We start from the raw sequence: 20,906 nt of genomic DNA on the forward strand, positions 1-20,906 counted from the left end.
CGATAGATCAACGAGCGACTGTGATGCGAAACGAATGCTTTATGCGCTTTGAGCGCCTTGCGGAAGACGGCCGTGCGCGCCGGGGCCGCCTTCACTTCCCACGGGGAACGGTAGAGACGCCAGCCTTCATGCCGGTGGGTACCTACGGCACCGTCAAGGGCATGACGCCCGAGTCGGTGAAAGAGATTGGCGCGGAAATCATCCTGGGCAACACCTTCCACCTCTGGCTGCGCCCGGGCACCGATGTCATCGAAGCCCACGGCGACTTGCACGACTTCGCCCAGTGGGACAAGCCGATCCTCACCGACTCAGGCGGCTTTCAGGTCTTCTCGCTGGGCGAGATGCGCAAGATCACCGAGCAGGGCGTGCACTTCCGCTCGCCGGTGGACGGCAGCAAAGTGTTCATGGGACCGGAAGAGTCCATGGCCGTGCAGCGCTCGCTGGGCTCTGACGTGGTGATGATCTTCGATGAGTGCACCCCCTACCCAGCCACTTTCGAAGAGGCCGAGAAGTCGATGGAGCTGTCGCTGCGCTGGGCCAAGCGCTCACGCACGGCACACGGTGATTCGCCTTCGGCGCTGTTCGGCATCATTCAGGGCGGCATGTACCCCGAACTGCGCGAACGCTCACTCAAGGGGCTGCTGGACATTGGCTTCGACGGCCTGGCCATCGGCGGCCTGTCGGTGGGTGAGCCCAAGGAAGAGATGATCAAGGTCCTCGACTACCTGCCCACCTGGATGCCCGACGACACCCCGCGTTATCTGATGGGGGTCGGCAAGCCCGAGGATCTGGTCGAGGGCGTGCGCCGCGGCGTGGACATGTTCGACTGCGTCATGCCGACCCGCAATGCGCGTAACGGGCACCTGTTCACCTCGGACGGCATCGTCAAGATCCGCAATGCCAAGCACCGCTTCGACACGCGTCCGCTGGATGAAGAGTGCGACTGCTACACCTGCCAGAATTTTTCCCGTGGCTACCTGCACCACCTGGACCGCTGCAACGAAATGCTCGGCTCGATGCTCAACACCATCCATAACTTGCGCTACTACCAGCGCGTCATGGCTGATTTGCGCGCGGCAATCGAAGCGGGTACATTGACGACCTTTGTGGAAGGCTTCTATGCACGGCGCGGCTTGCCGGTGCCTCCCCTTGCGGGACCTGAAACCTGATAACTAACCGCCACCGGCCATGCTGAGTGGCGTCAACCGGTTCACCCATTGTTCTAACTCAGGAGTTCTCTGCAATGCTGGATTTCTTCATCTCACCAGCCCATGCCCAGGAAGCCGCCGCTGGCGGTGGTATTGCGCAAATCGTCATGCTCGTCGGCTTTGTGCTGATTTTCTACTTCCTGCTGTGGCGCCCCCAGGCAAAACGTGCCAAGCAGCACCGTCAGCTGGTCTCCAGCCTGGCCAAGGGTGATGAAGTGGTCATCGGTGGTGGCCTGGTAGGCCGCGTGACCAAAGTCAGCGATGAGTTCCTGACCCTGGAAGTATCGGAAGGTACCGAAGTCAACGTGCAGAAGAATGCCGTGGCTGCCGTACTGCCCAAGGGCACCATTAAGTCCATCTAACGCTCGCACCTCCCCCCTGCCGACTCCGTGCCAGCCACCCCGGCAGGGGTGACATGGTAGCGTCGATGGTGAACGTTGCTGTGCACAACTTGTCTGTGCACAGCGATTCCGTTTGTAATTGAAGGCAGGGCTTGCATGCTCAACCGTTACCCCCTGTGGAAGTATCTGCTGATACTGGTCGTCCTGGTGGTTGGCCTTATCTATTCACTTCCCAATCTATTTCCCGCCGATCCCGCCATTCAGGTGAGCGATGCCCAAGGCAACATGCTCGATGAGCGGCAAATCAATCGCGTCGAACAAGCGCTGACCGACAACGACATTGCCATCAAGGCCGTGGAAGAGGTCGACGGGCAGTGGTTGATTCGCTTGCAGAGCAACGATGACCAGCTGAATGCGCGGGATATCGCGACTGACGTGCTGGGTAGCGGCGCCACCGTTGCCTTGAACCTGGCGGAAGCCACGCCTGGTTGGCTGCAGGCCTTCTCCGCCACACCCATGACGCTGGGTCTGGACCTGCGCGGCGGCGTTCACTTCCTGCTGGAAGTCGACATGGAAGCAGCCCTGACCCAGCGCCTGGAAGTCAATGCCAGCGCCATCCGTGAACTGCTGCGTGGCGAGCGCATCCGTTACCGCAATACGGAGATCGCCGAGCGTTCGCTGTCCATCGATTTTGCCAGCAGCGAAGATCGCGACGCTGCTCGCCGATTGATCAGCCGCGACTTCCCCAACTTCGATTACAGCAACCAGGGCGATGGCCGAGCCTCCCGTCTGGTCATGTCGCTGAGCGACGCAACGGTCAGCGAGATTCAGGACTATGCGGTCAACCAGAACCTGACCACCCTGCGTAACCGTGTCGACGAGCTGGGCGTAGCCGAGCCAATGGTACAGCGCCAGGGCCCCAGCCAGATCGTGGTCGAGCTGCCCGGCATTCAGGACACGGTGGCAGCCAAGCGCATCGTCGGCGCCACGGCCAACCTGGAGTTCCGCCTGGAAGCGCGTAACGACACGCCCGACATGGAAACCGAGCGCTTCACCTTCCGTAACGACAGCGGCCGTTCTGCAGACCTGATGCGGGACGTGATCATTACCGGTGACAGCGTTTCCAGCGCTAGCCACAGCTTCGATGAAAATGGCCGCCCACAGGTCAACATCAACCTGGATGGCACCGGCGGTACATTGATGAACCGCGCCACGCGCACCAACATCGGGCGCAACATGGCGGTGCTGTTCATCGAGCACAAGAGCGAAGACCGCGTCGAGACCGACCCGGAGACTGGCGAGCAGACCATCATTCGCGAGCCCTACACGGAGCGCGGCTTGATCAGCCTGGCGACCATCCAAAGCGCTCTGGGCAACAGCTTCCGCATTACCGGGCTCGACTCGCCCACCGAAGCCGCCGAACTGGCCCTGCTGCTGCGCTCAGGCTCTCTGGCAGCGCCCATCTACTTCGTACAGGAACGTACCATCGGCCCAAGCCTGGGTCAGGAGAACATCGAACGCGGCCTGCTCTCGGTTCAGATTGGCCTGCTGCTTGTAGTGATGTTCATGCTGATCCGCTACAAGGTGTTCGGCATATTCGCCAACGTGGCGCTGGCGCTCAACCTGACCCTGCTGATTGCCGTGATGTCGATACTGGGGGCCACTCTCACCCTGCCGGGCATTGCCGGTATCGTGCTGACCCTGGGTATGGCGGTAGATGCCAACGTACTGATCTTCGAACGTATACGCGAAGAGTTGCGCAACGGCCTGTCGATTCAACAAGCCATTCATGCGGGTTACGAGCGTGCCTTCACCTCGATCGTGGATGCCAACATCACCACCCTGCTGGTGGCCATCATCCTGTTCTCGATTGGTACTGGCCCGGTCAAAGGCTTCGCGGTCACGCTCTCCATCGGTATCCTGACCTCGATGTTCACGGCCCTGCTGGTCACGCGCGCCATGGTCAACCTCACCTATGGCAGCAAGCCCGTCAAGAAGCTCTGGATCTGATCTCGTGAAGCAGACATACGCGCTCCGCACAGAATTGAAGAGGTGGTAATGAAACCCCTATCGCAGCTACGCATCGACTTCATGGGACGACGCAACCTTGCGTTCATCGTCTCGGCGGTGATGCTGATCGTCTCTATCGGTGCCATCGTTTTTCAGCAGCTCAACCTGGGGCTGGACTTTACGGGCGGCACCCTGGTCGAAGTACGTTACGGTGCCGCACCGTCACTGGATGCCATCCGCCAACTGCTGGAAAACAGCGGTTTTCAGGATGTGTCCGTGCAAACCTTCGGTGCTTCCACCGAAATCCTGATTCGCCTGCAGCAGGCCTTTGACCCCGACATCGGCAGCGAGATCGTCGGACTGCTGCGCGCCGAAGGCGCTGACGTCAACCTGGTCCGCGCAGAGTTCGTGGGTGCTCAGGTAGGCGAGCAACTGCGCGACCAGAGCGGCATGGGCATGCTGGTAGCCCTCGGCGTCGTGATGGTTTACGTGGCCTTGCGCTTTCAGTACAAGTTCGCCATCGGCGCCCTGCTGGCATTGATGCACGACGTGATCATCGTGGTGGGCATCTTCGCGCTGTTCCAGCTCGACTTCAACCTGACGGTACTGGCGGCCCTGCTCGCGGTTATCGGCTACTCCCTCAACGATACCATCGTGGTATACGACCGTATCCGGGAAGCCATTCGTACGTCGCGTATCGATGACATGCCACAAATCATCAACGAAGCGATCAATGCCACCCTATCCCGTACGCTGGCAACGTCCGGCACCACCATCCTGGTACTGCTGGCCCTGCTGATGTTGGGCGGCGACATGATCAACAATTTCGCCATCGCATTGCTGATAGGCGTGGGTGTGGGTACGTTCTCCTCCATCTACATCTCTGGCGCCCTGCTGATTCCGCTCAAGCTCTCTCGGGAAGACCTGATCCCGACCAGGAAAGAGAGCGATGAAGAGGAAGAAGAGCTGCCGTAAGGCACGAATGCTCTCTTCAGCAAAAGGCCTTGCCGCTTACGCGACAAGGCCTTTTTCATATCACCAGGGAACTGACATCACGCTCAGAAATGCGGCGCCAGCTGTTTGATCAGTGCTTTATAGAGGCGCGGACCAGCGGCCATCAGTTGGCCTTCTGCGGTCACGGTGGGCTGGCCGTCGGGCGTGCCCATCAGCGCGCCGGCTTCTTTCAGCAGCAGCGTACCGACCTGCATGTCCTGCTCTTCCAGGCCTAGAACGAACACGCTGTCGACGCGGCCAGCGGCCAGTTCGCAGATGTCCAGCAGGCCTGAGCCGGTGGCGACCAGGGTTTCCACCTGGGGGGCCAGTTGCTGCGTCACGGTCAGATAGGCAGGCAGATGGCTGGGGCGCAGCCAGGCTTCCGGCAGGCTCATGGCCATGCGGGTGCCGGGAATAGCCGTAGGCTTGCTCACGCGCATACGTTTGTCGTTGTGCTGGGCACCACGGCCGCGGCTGGCGATGTATTCGTCATCGCCAAAGGGAGAGACCACCACCGCGTGTTCGGGGCGACCCTTGATGAGACACACCACTGAGAGTGCAAAGCCCTTGCCTGCCACGGCCAGATTGGAGTAGCCGTGAAGGGGTTCGATCTTCCAAACGATCTCTTCGCCTTCGCCTTTACCCGCCTGATGGGGGGTGTAGCGGCCGGAGAAGCCATGCTGCGGATAGCCGCGCTGCAGTTGCTGAACGATGGTGGCTTCGGCCTTGCGGGCCGTGTCTTCCAGCAGGCGGTCAAGATTGAATTCTTCGTGGGCGTTTTCGATACGCTCACGGACACGCAAAAAATGTTCAACCGCGCTACGCGCAGCGCGCAGCGTAAATTGGACCATTGGATTCATGATCGGGCCTTGTCACAGTGATGTTAAAGAACGGGGCAGGCGCAGGACACCTTAATGGCGGGCAATTCTATCAGAGGCCCCTCGGGCATGCCATCGACTCGTGCTAAACTGCGCCTTTTACGTCGTGAACCGGGCTTATCATGCTTGACCGCATTCGAATTGTTCTTATTGGCACCAGCCATCCTGGCAACATTGGTGGCGTGGCGCGCGCCATGCACAACATGGGCCTGGCGGATCTGGCGCTCGTCGCCCCCCGCTGCGACGTGCTCACCCAGGAGAGCATCTCCCGGGCGTCAGGGGCCGACCATCTGCTCCATCGAGCGGCCATTCATGCCACGCTGGAAGATGCCGTGGCCGACTGCACCCTGGCCGTGGGTGCCAGCGCTCGCTCACGTACGCTGCCCTGGCCAATGATCTCCCCCCGTGAGCTGGCCGAGCGGCTGCCCACGGAGTGCCGCCCTGCCAATGCGCGCATCGCGCTGGTGTTTGGGCGCGAGGACAGCGGCTTGACCAATGCCGAGCTGCAGCGCTGCCATGCCCACGTACACATTCCCACCAATGCGGATTTCAGCTCGCTGAACCTGGCGGCGGCGGTACAGGTACTCGCCTACGAGTGTCGCATGGCCTGGCTGACGCAAGCCGATGCGCCCCCCGCTCAAGAGGATGACGAAGAGGCCGCGCTGGCGTCCCACGAAGAGCTGGAGCGGTACTTCGAGCACCTGGAGCGCACGCTGATCGCCATCGAGTTTCATGATCCCGCACAGCCGCGCCAGTTGATGGCACGCCTGCGCCGCCTGTACCTGCGTGCTCGCCCCGAAAAAATGGAGATGAACATTCTGCGCGGCATCCTGTCGGCCACGGAAAAGGCCTCCCAGCAGAACACAACGCCGCGCTGAGAGGCGTTATCGTCGCCCCATGGCCTAAACTTGAAGTTATCCAGTGGCGCCCCCACATTTGGGGGCCGACTCATACACAGCCTGCCCCGCTGCCGCTTTTACGCCCAAGGACACTCCCATGTTTCAACGCCTGCGCGAAGACATCAACAGCGTATTCGACCGCGACCCAGCGGCACGCAACTTTCTCGAGGTCTTGACCAACTACCCGGGCCTGCATGCCCTGCTGCTGCACCGTTGTGGCCACTGGCTATGGAAGAAGAACTTCAAGTGGCTGGCGCGCACGCTGTCGACGTTCTCCCGCTGGATGACCGGCATCGAGATTCACCCCGGCGCCACCATTGGTCGGCGTTTCTTTATCGATCACGGCATGGGCGTGGTGATCGGCGAAACCGCCCAGGTCGGCGACAACGTGACGCTCTATCAGGGGGTTACCTTAGGCGGCACCAGCTGGAATAAGGGCAAACGCCACCCCACCCTGGAAGATGGCGTGATCGTCGGGGCTGGTGCCAAAATCCTGGGGCCGTTCACGGTTGGGGCCGGTGCCAAGATTGGCTCCAACGCCGTGGTCACCAAAGAGGTGCCTGCCGGTGCAACGGTGGTCGGTATTCCTGGCAAAATCGTCAAGCGCGCCGAGCCCGATATCGAGGAAGCACTGGATATCGACCCGGCCCGACGCGAAGCCATCTGCCAGAAATTCGGCTTCGATGCCTATGGCGTCAGCCAGGACATGCCCGACCCAGTGGCACGCTCCATGCAGGCCATGCTGGACCATATGCACGCGGTGGACGAGCGTATCGAGCGCATGTGCTCTACCCTGCGCAAGCTGGATGCCAGCTACCGTGACGGCCAACTGCCCGAACTGAGGGATGAGGACTTCGCCGACATTCTGGATGAGACCGATACCGGCTGTCCCGGGCTGGGCAAGACGCGCAGTGAAGCAGTGGATACCGCTGACGACGCCAACCGCCGTCCCAATAGTTGACCAAAGCACTCAGGATTTCCATAATGTCGCTACACTTGCCGCCAGTGCGCTGAGGCTCAGCGACGAGGTACCTGTTATGCGCTTGACGACCAAAGGCCGATACGCCGTTACCGCCATGCTGGATCTGGCGATCAATACGCCGCAAGGCCCCACCAGCCTTGGCGATATATCCCAGCGCCAGGAGATTTCGCTCTCGTACCTGGAGCAGCTGTTTGCGCGGCTGCGGCGCAGCGGGCTGGTCACCAGCGTGCGTGGCCCTGGCGGTGGCTATCTACTGGCCAAGCCTGCCGCCGAGATCAGCGTGTCCCAGGTCATCGATGCGGTCAATGAAACCGTCGATGCCACCCGCTGCCAGGGGCTGTCCGACTGCCAGCAGGGCGACACCTGCCTGACCCATCACTTGTGGTGCGAACTTTCGGGTCAGATACGCCATTTTCTGGATGACGTGACGCTGGCGCAGCTGATGCAGCGCCCGGACGTCATTCGTATTGCCGCTCGACAGAAGCAGCGCGCCGACGCCGGGATTCTTGTTTCTTCCCCCTGACGCCATTCACTGCCCGTTGGAACTCAAACTCATGACAGCCACGCCCTCACTGCCCATTTACCTCGACTATGCCGCCACTACGCCGGTAGATGAGCGTGTGGCCGAGGTGATGACGCGCTACCTGACCGTCGACCAGCTGTTTGCCAACCCGGCATCGCGCAGCCACATGCTGGGCTGGCAGGCAGAGCAAGTCGTGGAGCAGGCACGGCGCCAGGTGGCCGACCTGATTCATGCCGACCCTCGCGAGATCGTGTGGACCAGCGGTGCTACCGAAGCCAACAATCTGGCGCTGATCGGCTTCATGCGCGCCAACCGCCAGCGCGGCATGCACCTGGTCACTTCGTCCATCGAACACAAGGCCGTGGTGGATACCGCCAGGGCGCTGGAAAGCGAAGGTTTCGAGGTCACCTGGCTCAAGCCCCAGCGGGACGGGCGCATCACCCCCGAACAGCTGCGCGAGGTCATGCGGGATGACACCGCCCTGGTCTCCCTGATGGCAGTGAACAACGAGCTGGGCAGCATCAACGACATCGCAGCGCTGGCAGCCGTGGCCCACGACTTTGGCGCGGCCTTCCATACCGATGCCGCTCAGGCGGTAGGACGCATCCCGCTGGACGTGGTCGAACAGCACATCGACCTGATGTCGCTCTCTGCCCATAAAGCCTATGGCCCCAAAGGTGTAGGCGCTCTGTACGTGAAACGCCACCCGGACATACGTGTCGAAGCGCTGATTCACGGCGGCGGGCACGAGCGTGGTATGCGTTCCGGCACCCTGCCCACCCATCAGATTGCGGGTATGGGAGAAGCCTTTGCCGTCATGCAACAGCAGCAGGCCCAGGATCAGGCCCATGTTGCCGCCCTTCGCGAGCAGTTGCTGAATGGCCTGAGCACGCTGGACGGCGTCATCCCCAACTCGCCCCAGCAGCACGGGGTGCCCAATATTCTCAATCTCGCTTTCGAGGGCGTCGATGGCGAAGCGCTGTTGATGGCTCTGCGCGACGTCGCCGTGTCCACTGGCTCCGCCTGCAACTCGGCCAGCGTCGATCCCTCTTACGTCCTGCTGGGCATCGGTACGCCTCGTCGGCTGGCGCTCTCCTCGCTGCGCTTGAGCTTTGGGCGGTTTACCCAGCCAGCCGATATCGACCACGCACTGACATTATTGCACCACGCCGTCAGCGGCCTGCGTGCTTCGGCGCGCCAGACCACTACGCCTGGCCGCTGACCGACCGACTTTTCAAGGAGAGTGCTCCATGGCAACGCTTAACATTTCCCCCGCCGCCGCCGAGCAGATCCACCGCGTCCTCGAAGAGCGCGGCAAGGGGCTTGGCCTTCGGGTATCCGTCAAACCCAGCGGCTGTTCGGGCTACAGCTACGTGCTCGACTTTGCCGACGAGGCTCAGCCGGATGACGTGCACTTCGAGTCCCACGGGGCCAGCGTCTATGTAGCCACCGATGCCGTCGAGATGCTGGACGGCAGCGAAGTGGATTACGTCAGCGAAGGACTCAATCGCTTCTTCCGCTTCAACAACCCCAACGTCAAGGATCAGTGCGGCTGCGGTGAAAGCTTTACCGTTTAAGCACCCCATGAGGCAACTCATCGGTATTCATCCCCGGCGTGAAACGCTATAATCGCGGCCACTCGGCCTGCGGCATAGCCTATGGACGCAGCCGGACATACTTCTCTGTGCCGCCCTGGCTTGCCGGGGCGGCAATTTCTGCTTTATCCCTTTCCAGGAGATTTCTGCATGGCGACTGAACGTACTCTTTCCATCATCAAGCCCGATGCCGTAGCCAAGAATGCCATCGGTGACATCATCGCACGCTTCGAAAAGGCAGGCCTGCAAGTGGTCGCGGCCAAGATGCTGCACCTCTCCGAAGAGAAAGCCGGTGGTTTCTACGCCGAGCACAAAGAGCGCCCCTTCTTCAAGGATCTGGTCGGTTTCATGACCTCTGGCCCGGTCGTCGTACAAGTGCTGGAAGGTGAAGGCGCCATCGCCAAGAACCGTGAGCTGATGGGTGCTACCAACCCGAAAGAAGCCGCTCCGGGCACCATCCGCGCCGACTTCGCGGAAACAATCGACGCCAACGCTGTCCATGGTTCCGACTCTGCCGAAAGCGCTGCACGCGAAATTAGCTACTTCTTCGGTAACGACGAAATCTGCCCGCGCTAAACCAGCGCTGCCGTTTCAACATTCGTTGCCGGCCATTTTTGCGGGGGCCTGGCCCCCGCCTCTTTCTGAACGCTGACCGCCATGACTACCACTGCCGCCCCATCATCACCGTCTTCCCTCGCCACGCCTGACCTTGCCTCGCAGGCGGAGCCCGCACGCCAGAACCTGCTGGGGCTTTCCCGTGAGCAAATGGAAGCCTTCTTTGCATCCATTGGTGAAAAGAAATTCCGTGCCACTCAGGTCATGAAGTGGATTCATCAGGAGGGCGTCGATGACTTTGCCGTGATGACCAACCTGTCCAAGCCGCTGCGCGACAAGCTCGCCCGGGTGGCCGAGATTCGCGGCCCAGGCGTCGTGTATGAAGGCACCTCCAGCGACGGCACGCGCAAGTGGGTGCTCGAAGTGGAAGATGGCAGCTATGTCGAGACGGTTCTGATCCCGGCAGAGAACGGTAAACGACGCACCCTGTGCGTATCGTCACAGGTCGGCTGTTCGCTGGATTGCAGCTTCTGCTCCACGGGCAAACAGGGCTTCCAGCGTAACCTGACGGCTGCAGAGATCATTGGCCAGGTGTGGGTAGCGCAACGCAGCGTCGGCCCTCGGCGGGATACCGCCAACCGCCCGGTGACCAACGTGGTCATGATGGGCATGGGCGAACCGCTGTTGAATTTCGACAACGTCGTGCCCGCCATGAAGCTGATGCTCGACGACAACGGCTATGGCCTCTCCAAGCGCCGCGTCACCCTGTCCACCTCGGGCGTCGTGCCGATGATGGATAAACTCGGCGATGAGATCGACGTCAGCCTGGCGATTTCGCTGCACGCCTCCACCGATGAGCTGCGTAACGAACTCGTCCCGATCAACCGCAAGTACAACATTCGTGCCTTGCTGGATGCCTGTCATCGCTATTTGTCCAAATGCCCGGACAATCGTCAGGTGACCATTGAGTACACCTTGATCAAGGACGTGAATGATCAGCAGGAACACGCCGAACAGCTGGCCGCGCTCCTCAAGGAGCTGCCCTGCAAGATCAACCTGATTCCCTTTAACCCGTTTCCCAATTCGGGTTATGAAAAGCCCTCGCGCAACCAGGTCATGCGTTTTCAGCAATGGCTTTATGACCTGGAGTACAACGCCACTGTCCGTACCACCCGTGGGGATGACATCGATGCCGCCTGCGGGCAGCTGGTCGGACGCGTAAAGGACCGCACCAAGCGCAGTGCGCGCTATATTCAATCGGTTCAACTGGATGCAGACTAAGGCCGCTGTCTTGACTTCCACACAACACAGCGCTTTGATGGACACGTTTTTTTACTAACGTCATTAGTGTGAGCAAGGCCGCACTGTTCAAGAGGACATACATGATCGGTCATCGCAGGTGCTTCTCCTTTTTCAGAGTGCCCATGCTGTCCGTCCTTGCTGGCAGCCTGCTGCTGGCAGGCTGTGCAACCTCGACGCCCACGTTCAATGAAAGCAATCCCGACGCCGCCGATGCCTATGCCCAGCTGGGAGTGGCCTACCTGGAGCGTGACAATCTGCCCCGCGCCCTGAACGCGCTGGATCGTGCGCTGGAACTGGATGCCCGCCACCCAGAGGCACTTCAGGCGATTGCGCTGGTCTATCAGCAGCAGGGGGAGCGTGAGCTGGCCAACCGCCATTTCCAGCAGGCCCTGAACGTCTCGCCCTCGTTCACGCGAGGACGTAACAACTACGCCGCATTCCTGTATCAACAGGGGCGTTACCCGGAGGCCTGCGAGCAGTTGGAAATCGCCTCCGAAGATGCACAATACGCCAGTCGTGCCCAGCTATTCACCAACCTGGGACAGTGCTACCTGGCGACTGACGAATTTGACAAGGCGCGCGACCGTTTGCAGCGCGCCCAGAGTATCGACCCGCGCAATACACGCGGGTATTTAATGTTAGCCGAACTGGAAGTTTCGCAGGGCCGCTACGATCAGGCCTGGGAGCCACTGCAAAGCTACCTGCAGCTGGCAGGCCCCGACCCGGCAGCGTTGGAAATGGCGGTGGATATCGCCCTCGCCCGTGGCGACACAGCCACGGCAGACGAATACCAACGCCTGCTGGCCCCTTGATCACTGCCCTGACCACCTAATTTTTGAAGGATGCTCAGCCATGAGCGAGACACCGTTACACGATAGCGTTACCCCCACCAGCACCGCTGGCGAACTGCTCTCACGCCAACGCGAAGCGCTGGGTGTGCCCATCAGTGATGCTGCCCGTGCGCTCAACCTGCGCAGCGCGGTGGTCGAAGGTCTGGAAAAAGACAACTACGAAGAAATTCCCGTCACGGCCTATCGCCGCGGCTACCTACGCTCCTATGCAAAATATCTGGGGCTGGATGAACGGCTGGTACTGGAGGCGTATCAAGCGCGCCACGGGGGCAGTGAGCCCGAACGCAAGGTCACGCCCGTTGCCGTTACCCGGCCCCCGTCGAAGGTCGGTGCCTGGCTATTCAAGCTGGTCACCCTGTTGGTGATCGTGGGCCTGATTGGCGTTACCGTCGCCTGGTGGCAGAGCCGTGGTGGCAGCGAACCCCCGAGCATGGGTACGTCTTCCACGCTGGAAGAGGATGCCGCCGACACTACGACGCCCCCTCCCGCCGAACCGGTGGTCGAACCTACGCCGGTGGTGATTCCGCCCATGATCGACGAACCCCAGGTCAGCATGGATGACGAAGTCGCCGACACCGACGCCACCGATGCCCCAGCCGAGCCCGCGACCGATGTCGCCGAGGTACAAGCGCCGGAAGCAGCGGCAGAAGACACCGCGCCGGAGCCCGTCGCCAACCCCAACCTGCTGGAGTTGACGTTCAACGAGCAGTCCTGGACCGAAATTTTCGATGCCAACAACCAGCGCGTTTTCGTTGGCCTGCAAGCGCCTGGCACCACGGCCAGCGTCGAGGGTACACCGCCTTTTCGTTTGACGATCGGTAATGCCACCGGTGTCGAGCTGCGTTATCAAGGCGATACCGTCAACCTGGCGCAACGTGCGGGTGCCAACAATGTTGCCCGCTTTACCCTGGGAGAGTGACCCGTCCTATGCACGCCCCTTCTCCGATCAAACGTCGCCCCTCGCGCCAGATACAGGTTGGTAGCGTTGCCGTGGGCGGCGACGCCCCGATTGCCGTTCAGAGCATGACCAACACCAACACCCTGGATGTGGATGCCACGGTGGGCCAGATCCAGCAGTTGGAAAAAGCCGGTGCCGACATCGTCCGCGTGTCGGTTCCCGACATGGACGCCGCCGAAGCCTTCGGCAAGATCAAGCAGCGGGTCGACGTACCGCTGGTGGCCGACATCCACTTCGACTACAAGATTGCCCTGCGAGTCGCCGAGCTGGGCGTGGACTGCCTGCGCATCAACCCCGGCAATATTGGCCGCGAAGACCGCGTCCGTGCGGTGGTCAGCGCGGCCCGCGAACACGGCATTCCGCTTCGCATTGGCGTCAATGCCGGCTCGCTGGAAAAGGACCTGCAAAAGAAGTACAGCGAGCCTACGCCCGCCGCGCTGGTCGAATCGGCCATGCGCCATATCGACTACCTGGATCGGCTCGACTTCCAGGAGTTCAAGGTCAGCGTCAAAGCCTCGGACGTGTTCATGGCCGTGGCTGCCTACCGCGACCTGGCCACCCGTATCGAGCAGCCGCTGCACCTGGGCATTACCGAAGCGGGTGGCCTGCGCTCGGGCACGGTCAAGTCATCGATTGGTCTCGGCATGCTGTTGATGGATGGCATCGGCGATACCATTCGCGTCTCGCTGGCCGCCGACCCGGTGGAAGAGATCAAGGTCGGCTTCGACATGCTCAAGAGCCTGAAGCTGCGTGCCAAGGGCATCAACTTCATCGCCTGCCCCAGCTGCTCACGGCAGAATTTCGATGTCATCAGCACCATGAACCAGTTGGAAGAGCGCCTGGAAGACATCATGACTCCGCTGGATGTCTCGGTGATTGGCTGCGTGGTCAACGGTCCCGGCGAAGCCAAGGAGACCGATATCGGGCTGACCGGTGGTTCGCCCGCCAACCTGGTCTACATCGACGGCAAACCTGCCAGCAAGCTGCGTAACGACCATCTGGTGGATGACCTGGAAAAGCTGATCCGCGACAAGGTACGCCAGAAAGAGCAGCAGCAAGAGAACATGATTGCACGCAGCGTTTGACACCTGCGTTGCCTGCAACAGGCGGCACGCCTTGCGCCTCGCGCTGCCGCCCAGACAAGGAGTTTTCATTGAGCAAGTCCGCCGCTAAAAAGATTCAAGCCATCCGTGGAATGAACGACCTATTGCCCAGCGACAGCCCTCGCTGGCAATTTTTTGAGGCCAAGGTACGCCACTTGATGCAGCGCTACGGCTTTGATGAGATCCGTACGCCAATCGTGGAGCAAACCGCCCTGTTTGCCCGTTCCATCGGGGAAGTCACCGATATCGTCGAAAAAGAGATGTACACCTTCGACGACCGCAACGGCGACAGCCTGACCCTGCGCCCGGAAGGCACCGCCAGCTGCGTACGCGCTGCCATGGAGCATGGCCTGCTGCACAACCAGACCCAGCGGATTTGGTATCAGGGTCCGATGTTCCGCCACGAGCGGCCCCAGAAAGGACGCTACCGTCAGTTTCATCAGGTGGGCGTGGAAACCTATGGCTTCGACGGCCCGGACATTGATGCCGAAGTAATTCTGCTCTCTGCCCGCTTATGGCAAGAGCTGGGCCTTCTCGAACATGTCACTCTGGAACTCAACTCTCTGGGCTCCAGCGACGCCCGCGCAGCCTACCGCGACAAGTTGGTGGCGTACTTCGAGCAGCACCATGCGCTACTGGATGAAGACTCCAAGCGTCGCCTGACCAGCAATCCGCTGCGCATTCTGGATTCCAAGAATCCCGACATGGCCGAGATGCTGAACGCCGCGCCACAGCTGATGGATCACCTGGACGACGCCTCCCGGGAGCACTTCGAGCAGCTCAAGGCCATGCTCGACGCGGCCAACATTCCCTACGTGGTCAACCCGCGCCTGGTGCGGGGCCTGGACTACTACTGCCGTACGGTGTTCGAGTGGACCACCACGGCGCTGGGCAGCCAGGGCACCGTCTGTGCCGGTGGCCGCTACGATGGGCTGGTCGAACAGCTGGGCGGCAAGCCCACACCTGCCGTGGGCTTTGCCATGGGGATCGAGCGGCTGATTCTGCTGCTGGAAACCCTCGACCTGGTGCCGGAAGAAGCGCTGGGCGGCTGCGACGTCTACCTGGTGCCGATGGATGACAGCGCCACCGTGGCAGCTCTCACCCTGGCAGAGCAGCTGCGCAGCGCGCTGCCCGACCTGCGCCTGCAGCTGCACTGCGGTGGCGGCAGCTTCAAGAGCCGCATGAAAAAGGCCGACAAAAGCGCCGCGCCCATCGCCATCCTGCTGGGTGAAGACGAGCTGGCGCAGCAAACGGCGACTGTGAAGTTCCTGCGCGACGACCGTGAGCAGCAGCAGGTAGCCCAGGAGGGTTTGGCCAGCACGCTGAGCGACCTGCTGGCCGCTACGCCAGGCAACGCGACCCACTAAATGCTGCCCACCCAGCGTCTCGGGTGGGTAAATGAATACCTGTCAGCCGCTACGGCGGCTGGGTGATTGAATAGGAGGCCGCCCGTGGCGGATCTGAGAAGCGAAGAAGAACAGCTGGACGTCGTCAAGCGCTGGTGGAAAGAGAACGGCACCTCGCTGATTGCTGGAGCGGTGCTGGCTGCCGCCGGTGTGTTCGGCTGGAATGCCTGGCAGAACTACCAGGAAGGCCAGTCGGAAGCGGCCTCTGCCCGCTATCAGCAGCTGGTGACCATCACGGCCGCCAACTCGCTGGAAGAGGAGCAGCGCGCGGCGGCGAGAGAGCTGATCAGCGAGCTGACCGACCAGCATGGCCGCACCCTGTATGCCGAACTTGCCCAGCTGCTGGAGGCCCGCCTGGCCGTGCAGGAAGGCGATCTGACCGCGGCCAAAGCAGCCCTCGAAAGGGTCGCCGACAGCTCATCACGCCGCTACGTCCAGAGCCTGGCCTGGCTGCGTCTGGCACGTATCGAAATCGCTGAAGGCAACCCGGAAGCGGCCCTGGCACTGCTGGACCAACCGATCACCGACACCCTGGCCGCCCAACAGGCCAACGTACGCGGCGATGCCTATCTGGCTCTGAACCAGCCCGAGCAAGCGCGCGAGGCGTGGCAAGCCGCGCTGGAAATTGCCCAAACGCAGAACCAGCCGCTTTATGGCGTGCAGTTCAAGCTCGACGATATCGGCGCCGAGGAGGCGAATCAGTGATGACCCACAGCCTGTTAAAACCGCTTTTTTCCACCTCGCTGATGCGTGCCACGTTGGGCGCCGTTGCACTGGCGCTGTTGGCCGGCTGCGCCAGCAAGGGAGAGCCTGCCTACACGCCCAAGGAGCTGCGTAGCTTCGATGAAACCTCGTCGCTGGATAGCCTGTGGCGGCGCAATGTCGGCGACGGTTTTGGTCGTGCCCGCTACCCGATTGCCCCGGCGCGCGAGGGTAATACCGTGTTTGCCGCCGATGCCAATGGCCTGGTCGCCGCCTTCAATGCCCAGAGCGGTGAGCGTGAGTGGCAAATCGAACTGGATACCCCCATCTCCAGTGCACTCAACGCCATTGCCGACCAGGTTTATCTGGGCACCCGCAACGGTGAAGTGATTGCGCTGAGCCAGCGTGACGGCAGCGTGAGCTGGCGTTCGCGCGTGTCCAGCGAAGTGCTGGCCGCCCCCCAGGCCAACCAGCAACTGCTGCTGGTACAGAGCATCGACGGCCAGATAACGGCCCTCGATCGCGCCAGCGGCGAAGAGCGCTGGGTCTACACCAGCTCTCAGCCTGCGCTGACCCTGCGCGGCACGGGCACGCCCATGGTCATCGACCCGGTTACCTTCGTCGGTCTGGCCAATGGTCGCCTGGCGACACTGGATAACCGCAGCGGCCAGCCGCTCTGGGAAATGCAAATCGCCACGCCCCGTGGTCATAGCGATGTCGAACGTCTGGTGGACCTCTCTGGCCAGCCGGTACTGAGCCCGGATGGTCGCCTGTTCGTCACCAGCTACAATGGCCGGGTGGTGGCGCTGGAAGCTACTCAGGGCGGTACGCTGTGGGAAGCCAACATTTCCAGTCGCCACACGCCCGTTCTGGTCGGCAACCTGCTGCTGGTGGTGAGCGACAATAGCCACGTCATTGCCCTGGATGCCAATAGCGGCCAGGAAGTATGGCGTAATACGGATCTGGAAGATCGCTGGCTGACAGCGCCCGCTTTTGCGGATGGCCGTCTTGTGGTGGGTGACTTCGAAGGTTATCTGCACCTGCTGGATGCCCGTGAAGGCAACCTGGTAGGCCGGACTCGCATCCACAGCTCCGGTATCAGCGTGCGCCCGGTCACTGAAGGCAGCACCATTCATGTCCAGGCCAACAATGGTCGCCTGGAAACCCTGGAAGTTTCTCCATGACACCCGTCATTGCTTTAGTGGGTCGCCCCAATGTGGGTAAATCGACCCTGTTCAACCGCCTTACCCGCTCGCGCGACGCGCTGGTGGCGGATTTTCCCGGCCTGACCCGCGACCGTAAATACGGCAACGGCATGCTGGGCAACAAGGCCTATACCGTGATTGACACGGGCGGCATCAGCGGCGACGAGGAAGGCATCGACGCCGCCATGGCAGAGCAGTCACTGGCCGCCATCGACGAAGCAGACATCGTGCTGTTTCTGGTGGATGCCCGAGCGGGGCTCAACGTGGCCGACGAGGCCATCGCCAATCACCTGCGTGTCAATCAGAAGAAAACCTGGCTGGTAGTCAACAAGACCGATGGGCTCGAAGAGCACTCTGCCATGGCCGACTTCTGGAAGCTGGGCCTGGGCGACCCGTGGCCCATCGCCGCCGCCCACGGGCGCAACGTGTCGCTGCTCATCGATACCGTGCTGGAACCCTTCCCCGAGCGCGACCCGACCATTCCTGCGGACACCGGCAGCAAAGGCGTTCGTATTGGTGTGGTTGGGCGTCCTAACGTGGGCAAATCAACGCTGGTCAATCGCCTGCTGGGTGAAGAGCGTGTGGTGGTATTTGATGAAGCGGGCACTACCCGTGACTCCATTGAGATCCCCTTTGAGCGCCGCGGCAAGCCCTACGTACTGATTGACACCGCCGGTATTCGGCGGCGCAAAAATGTCCGCGAAATTACCGAAAAATTCTCTATTATCAAGACCCTTGATGCGATCAAAGAGTCCCATGTGGTGATCATGGTCCTTGATGGTTCCAGCGGTTTGGTCGAGCAGGATATGCACCTTCTTGATTATATATTAACCTCAGGCCGCGCCCTGGTACTGGCGGTGAATAAATGGGACGGCCTGGAGAGTGAAGCTAAGGACAAAATGCGCACCGAGATCAAGCGCCGCCTGGGCTTTGCTGATTACGCCGAGCTGCATTTTATCTCCGCACTACATGGTACGGCGGTGGGTGACCTTTACCCCTCTATTGACCGTGCCTTTGACGCCGCCAACGCTCACTGGTCGACTAACCGTCTAACTACCCTACTTCAGGATGCGGTCAGCCAAAACCCGCCGCCGATGGTACATGGTCGTCGGATTAAGCTGCGCATGGCTCACCAGGGCGGCAGTAACCCGCCAATTATTGTTGTTCACGGAAACCAAACCGAGTCACTGCCAGAAGCGTACCGTCGTTATTTGACCAATACCTTCCGCAAGGTATTAAAGGTCCGTGGCACGCCGATTCGCTTTGAGTTCCGATCAGGTAGCAATCCGTTCGATACCATGGCCGGGGCCAGTGATAAAGAGAAGGCTAAAAAACGCGAGCTTAACCGTACCAAAGAAGCGCGTAAAAGCCGTCGTTAATTGTTGTCTTGCTCCTTTTGCCCTTCTTAGGGGGATTGTATGCGTTTAATTGCTCGTCGTTGGCGGTGGCTCACCCTATTTGGCTTTGCTAGCTTGCTTACCGGCTGTCTCGCCCTGCCACAAACTGGTCTGTTTGCGTTTCGCTTAGCAGTTACTTCACTGGGCGTTGAGGATGTCCGCATTGGCCCTTACAGCATTAATGCCGGGCTGGACACCAGTGACTTAACCAGCCTGATTGCCTCCAGCCTGGGCGCGGGCAGTTTGCCAGTGCAGGCTACCATTGCGATGGGGCTTGGCCTGCCTGCTGGTATGCCCCCCGTGGAAATGTCAGGCTTTCGCTGGATGCTCGACATGCCGGGCGTTGACCCTGTTCAGGGCGAGTATGAGCAGGACGTCACGCTGACCTCTGGCGACGATGCTAATTTACGCCTACCGGTCGCCTTTGATGTCATGGCGACCGACTCTCAACGTATGGCGCCTATGGTAGAGCTTGCCCGTCAGCTAGCCTCTCAGGGCGAGCTACCTGCCGGTAGCCAGTTGGCGATCACCCCAGGCGACCTACGTGGCTTGGGTATGCGCCTTCCTGCTGGGCTGTTGACACCGACTATCCGTCTAAACGTGGGTGCCGACGGACAGTTAGTACCACAGGGTTAATTACCCCTCTTCCTAAGCGTTTTTCCCCAAGCGTTTGCGGCCTAACCATTGGGCCGCAAACGCTTAAACAAATAAACTACATGATTTAATAAACCACTCGTCTAATAAGTGCATTAAACGGTTGCTCAGTTCAGCATCCATACTCATCCTCTAGGTGGGTTATGATAGAAAGGATTGAATTACTGTTATCAGTGGTTATCTTGTAAGCAAGTAACCCATTCGTCGATAAGGAAACCGTCCCATGCGCTGGCTTCGCCCTTTTGCTATTACCGCTTTGTGTGCGTCTATCGCCGCTTGTACCACCTCTCCCACAGGACGTTCGCAGCTATTGCTACTCTCGGATGGCGAACTCAACGAGATGGGGCGGCAAGCATTTTCTCAATACCAGCAAGACCTGCCTTCTGCCGGGCAAGCCAGCCAACGCTATGTACAGTGTATTGCTGACGCTATCGTTGCGGAGCTTCCTGCACAGCAGCAACAGCTAGACTGGCAAATCCGCGTATTTCAATCGGAACAGCCCAACGCCTTTGCGCTACCCGGCGGCTACATGGGCGTAAATACCGGCATGCTTGATATTGCTACCAGCCAAGACCAACTAGCTTCCGTTATTGGTCACGAAATTGGTCACGTATTGGCCAACCACGCCAATGAACGCGCCTCTACCCAAAGCGCTACATCGCTCGGCTTATCGGTTGTTTCCAGCGCCTCCGGCATGCAGGGTGCGGGTGGTCAGCAACTGATGGGCGTACTGGGTATGGGGGCTCAATACGGTATTGTGTTGCCTTTCTCTCGTGCGCATGAAAGCGAAGCCGACGTCATTGGTCTGGATCTAATGGCACAAGCGGGTTTTGATCCACGTGAGAGCGTCACGCTTTGGGAAAATATGCAGGCGGTATCCGGCGGCGGCGCCCCCCCAGAGTGGATGTCGACTCACCCAGGCCAAGGGCAGCGTATCCAAGGTTTGCAAGCCAATATGGATCAAGCCCTCGCTCGTTATGAGCAAGCCCGAAGCGGTGGTCGTACACCTAACTGCCCACGCCCTTAATGGCTCTTTTGAGGTTTAAATGATTAAGCTAGGCTTACTGATGTTGGTACTTCCCGTATGCATATTAATGGGCATCTATTTCTGGGAGCTAAGCGACATACGTGAATGCCAGCTAGACGGCGGGCATTGGGACTATATTGAGAGTACCTGCTCGGATACCCCCCAGCCATTTGTCTCCTGGCTGGAGCGCTACCCCTTACTGGTGAATGGTGGGATGCTGCTCTCGGTAGTGGGAATGGTGATGTGCATGGTGGGGCTGTACGTAAAACGTAGGTAAGCATTACGGCAGCCTTTCAACAACACCGCCTGCGGGCTTA

The 20,906-nt window shown here is 60.4% G+C and carries 22 protein-coding genes; 21 read left to right on the forward strand and 1 reads right to left on the reverse strand.

What is annotated here, in order from left to right; genetic code table 11:
• Positions 1-41 precede the first annotated feature (41 nt).
• From tgt to secF, 4 genes are all read left to right on the forward strand, one after another.
• Positions 42-1,169 (forward strand): tRNA guanosine(34) transglycosylase Tgt, encoded by a 1,128-nt coding sequence (tgt, locus tag KVY02_RS14690; protein WP_016914909.1) that lies wholly within the window; start codon positions 42-44, stop codon positions 1,167-1,169.
• A gap of 74 nt (positions 1,170-1,243) precedes the next feature.
• Positions 1,244-1,570, forward strand: coding sequence for a preprotein translocase subunit YajC (gene yajC / locus KVY02_RS14695; RefSeq protein WP_016914910.1), 327 nt, complete (start codon positions 1,244-1,246; stop codon positions 1,568-1,570).
• Positions 1,571-1,705: 135 nt separating this feature from the next.
• Positions 1,706-3,559, forward strand: coding sequence for a protein translocase subunit SecD (secD, locus tag KVY02_RS14700; protein WP_218313805.1), 1,854 nt, complete (start codon positions 1,706-1,708; stop codon positions 3,557-3,559).
• 48 nt (positions 3,560-3,607) lie between these two features.
• A complete protein-coding gene (secF, locus tag KVY02_RS14705) occupies positions 3,608-4,534 on the forward strand; it encodes a protein translocase subunit SecF (RefSeq protein ID WP_218313806.1) in 927 nt (308 codons plus the stop codon).
• 83 nt (positions 4,535-4,617) lie between these two features.
• On the opposite strand, the gene KVY02_RS14710 is transcribed toward secF, so the two are convergent.
• Complete coding sequence (locus KVY02_RS14710) at positions 4,618-5,412, reverse strand: inositol monophosphatase family protein (protein WP_218313807.1); 795 nt, start codon at positions 5,410-5,412, stop codon at positions 4,618-4,620.
• A gap of 140 nt (positions 5,413-5,552) precedes the next feature.
• On the opposite strand from KVY02_RS14710, the gene trmJ reads away from it, so the two are divergent.
• The 17 genes from trmJ (at position 5,553) to KVY02_RS18380 (ending at position 20,866) form a co-directional block, all read left to right on the forward strand.
• A complete protein-coding gene (trmJ, locus tag KVY02_RS14715) occupies positions 5,553-6,308 on the forward strand; it encodes a tRNA (cytosine(32)/uridine(32)-2'-O)-methyltransferase TrmJ (RefSeq protein WP_218313808.1) in 756 nt (251 codons plus the stop codon).
• A 118-nt stretch (positions 6,309-6,426) separates the two neighbouring features.
• Entirely contained in the window at positions 6,427-7,290 is an 864-nt protein-coding gene (gene cysE / locus KVY02_RS14720; RefSeq protein ID WP_218313809.1) for a serine O-acetyltransferase, read from the forward strand.
• Between the two features lie 76 nt (positions 7,291-7,366).
• The gene (gene iscR / locus KVY02_RS14725; protein WP_218313810.1) at positions 7,367-7,834 is read left to right on the forward strand and encodes a Fe-S cluster assembly transcriptional regulator IscR; all 468 of its coding nucleotides are present in this window, start codon (positions 7,367-7,369) and stop codon (positions 7,832-7,834) included.
• 31 nt (positions 7,835-7,865) lie between these two features.
• Complete coding sequence (locus KVY02_RS14730) at positions 7,866-9,056, forward strand: aminotransferase class V-fold PLP-dependent enzyme (protein WP_218313811.1); 1,191 nt, start codon at positions 7,866-7,868, stop codon at positions 9,054-9,056.
• A gap of 28 nt (positions 9,057-9,084) precedes the next feature.
• On the forward strand, positions 9,085-9,411 hold the full coding sequence (locus KVY02_RS14735) for a HesB/IscA family protein (protein WP_016914918.1): 327 nt from the start codon (positions 9,085-9,087) through the stop codon (positions 9,409-9,411).
• Between the two features lie 168 nt (positions 9,412-9,579).
• Entirely contained in the window at positions 9,580-10,005 is a 426-nt protein-coding gene (gene ndk / locus KVY02_RS14740; RefSeq protein ID WP_039180317.1) for a nucleoside-diphosphate kinase, read from the forward strand.
• 81 nt (positions 10,006-10,086) lie between these two features.
• Positions 10,087-11,265 carry a 23S rRNA (adenine(2503)-C(2))-methyltransferase RlmN gene (gene rlmN, locus KVY02_RS14745; RefSeq protein WP_218313812.1) on the forward strand — a complete coding sequence of 393 codons (1,179 nt, stop codon included), beginning with the start codon at positions 10,087-10,089 and terminating at the stop codon, positions 11,263-11,265.
• Between the two features lie 101 nt (positions 11,266-11,366).
• Entirely contained in the window at positions 11,367-12,098 is a 732-nt protein-coding gene (gene pilW / locus KVY02_RS14750) for a type IV pilus biogenesis/stability protein PilW (RefSeq protein WP_218313813.1), read from the forward strand.
• A 40-nt stretch (positions 12,099-12,138) separates the two neighbouring features.
• Positions 12,139-13,056, forward strand: a complete 918-nt coding sequence (locus KVY02_RS14755; protein ID WP_218313814.1) for a RodZ domain-containing protein — start codon at positions 12,139-12,141, stop codon at positions 13,054-13,056.
• A gap of 8 nt (positions 13,057-13,064) precedes the next feature.
• On the forward strand, positions 13,065-14,180 hold the full coding sequence (ispG, locus tag KVY02_RS14760) for a flavodoxin-dependent (E)-4-hydroxy-3-methylbut-2-enyl-diphosphate synthase (protein WP_081195246.1): 1,116 nt from the start codon (positions 13,065-13,067) through the stop codon (positions 14,178-14,180).
• Between the two features lie 68 nt (positions 14,181-14,248).
• On the forward strand, positions 14,249-15,565 hold the full coding sequence (gene hisS, locus KVY02_RS14765) for a histidine--tRNA ligase (protein WP_081136584.1): 1,317 nt from the start codon (positions 14,249-14,251) through the stop codon (positions 15,563-15,565).
• A gap of 84 nt (positions 15,566-15,649) precedes the next feature.
• Positions 15,650-16,309, forward strand: coding sequence for a tetratricopeptide repeat protein (locus tag KVY02_RS14770; RefSeq protein WP_081136586.1), 660 nt, complete (start codon positions 15,650-15,652; stop codon positions 16,307-16,309).
• Positions 16,309-17,490 (forward strand): outer membrane protein assembly factor BamB, encoded by a 1,182-nt coding sequence (gene bamB / locus KVY02_RS14775; protein ID WP_218315102.1) that lies wholly within the window; start codon positions 16,309-16,311, stop codon positions 17,488-17,490. The genes KVY02_RS14770 and bamB overlap by 1 nt, the downstream gene beginning before the upstream one ends.
• Positions 17,487-18,890, forward strand: a complete 1,404-nt coding sequence (gene der / locus KVY02_RS14780; protein ID WP_218313815.1) for a ribosome biogenesis GTPase Der — start codon at positions 17,487-17,489, stop codon at positions 18,888-18,890. The genes bamB and der overlap by 4 nt, the downstream gene beginning before the upstream one ends.
• A gap of 39 nt (positions 18,891-18,929) precedes the next feature.
• The gene (locus tag KVY02_RS14785; protein ID WP_218313816.1) at positions 18,930-19,544 is read left to right on the forward strand and encodes a hypothetical protein; all 615 of its coding nucleotides are present in this window, start codon (positions 18,930-18,932) and stop codon (positions 19,542-19,544) included.
• Positions 19,545-19,785: 241 nt separating this feature from the next.
• Entirely contained in the window at positions 19,786-20,589 is an 804-nt protein-coding gene (locus tag KVY02_RS14790; protein WP_218313817.1) for a M48 family metallopeptidase, read from the forward strand.
• Positions 20,590-20,608: 19 nt separating this feature from the next.
• Positions 20,609-20,866, forward strand: a complete 258-nt coding sequence (locus KVY02_RS18380; RefSeq protein ID WP_256357506.1) for a hypothetical protein — start codon at positions 20,609-20,611, stop codon at positions 20,864-20,866.
• Positions 20,867-20,906 lie beyond the last annotated feature (40 nt).

This window comes from Halomonas sp. 18071143 (genome assembly GCF_019211725.1).
GTDB lineage: Bacteria > Pseudomonadota > Gammaproteobacteria > Pseudomonadales > Halomonadaceae > Vreelandella > Vreelandella stevensii.

Bases quoted from the DNA above. Each gene is read 5' to 3' on its own strand.
- tgt (WP_016914909.1), top strand. From the start codon at position 42: ATGCGCTTTGAGCGCCTTGCGGAAGACGGCCGTGCGCGCCGGGGCCGC.
- yajC (WP_016914910.1), top strand. From the start codon at position 1,244: ATGCTGGATTTCTTCATCTCACCAGCCCATGCCCAGGAAGCCGCCGCT.
- secD (WP_218313805.1), top strand. From the start codon at position 1,706: ATGCTCAACCGTTACCCCCTGTGGAAGTATCTGCTGATACTGGTCGTC.
- secF (WP_218313806.1), top strand. From the start codon at position 3,608: ATGAAACCCCTATCGCAGCTACGCATCGACTTCATGGGACGACGCAAC.
- KVY02_RS14710 (WP_218313807.1), bottom strand. From the start codon at position 5,412: ATGAATCCAATGGTCCAATTTACGCTGCGCGCTGCGCGTAGCGCGGTT.
- trmJ (WP_218313808.1), top strand. From the start codon at position 5,553: ATGCTTGACCGCATTCGAATTGTTCTTATTGGCACCAGCCATCCTGGC.
- cysE (WP_218313809.1), top strand. From the start codon at position 6,427: ATGTTTCAACGCCTGCGCGAAGACATCAACAGCGTATTCGACCGCGAC.
- iscR (WP_218313810.1), top strand. From the start codon at position 7,367: ATGCGCTTGACGACCAAAGGCCGATACGCCGTTACCGCCATGCTGGAT.
- KVY02_RS14730 (WP_218313811.1), top strand. From the start codon at position 7,866: ATGACAGCCACGCCCTCACTGCCCATTTACCTCGACTATGCCGCCACT.
- KVY02_RS14735 (WP_016914918.1), top strand. From the start codon at position 9,085: ATGGCAACGCTTAACATTTCCCCCGCCGCCGCCGAGCAGATCCACCGC.
- ndk (WP_039180317.1), top strand. From the start codon at position 9,580: ATGGCGACTGAACGTACTCTTTCCATCATCAAGCCCGATGCCGTAGCC.
- rlmN (WP_218313812.1), top strand. From the start codon at position 10,087: ATGACTACCACTGCCGCCCCATCATCACCGTCTTCCCTCGCCACGCCT.
- pilW (WP_218313813.1), top strand. From the start codon at position 11,367: ATGATCGGTCATCGCAGGTGCTTCTCCTTTTTCAGAGTGCCCATGCTG.
- KVY02_RS14755 (WP_218313814.1), top strand. From the start codon at position 12,139: ATGAGCGAGACACCGTTACACGATAGCGTTACCCCCACCAGCACCGCT.
- ispG (WP_081195246.1), top strand. From the start codon at position 13,065: ATGCACGCCCCTTCTCCGATCAAACGTCGCCCCTCGCGCCAGATACAG.
- bamB (WP_218315102.1), top strand. From the start codon at position 16,309: ATGACCCACAGCCTGTTAAAACCGCTTTTTTCCACCTCGCTGATGCGT.
- der (WP_218313815.1), top strand. From the start codon at position 17,487: ATGACACCCGTCATTGCTTTAGTGGGTCGCCCCAATGTGGGTAAATCG.
- KVY02_RS14785 (WP_218313816.1), top strand. From the start codon at position 18,930: ATGCGTTTAATTGCTCGTCGTTGGCGGTGGCTCACCCTATTTGGCTTT.
- KVY02_RS14790 (WP_218313817.1), top strand. From the start codon at position 19,786: ATGCGCTGGCTTCGCCCTTTTGCTATTACCGCTTTGTGTGCGTCTATC.
- KVY02_RS18380 (WP_256357506.1), top strand. From the start codon at position 20,609: ATGATTAAGCTAGGCTTACTGATGTTGGTACTTCCCGTATGCATATTA.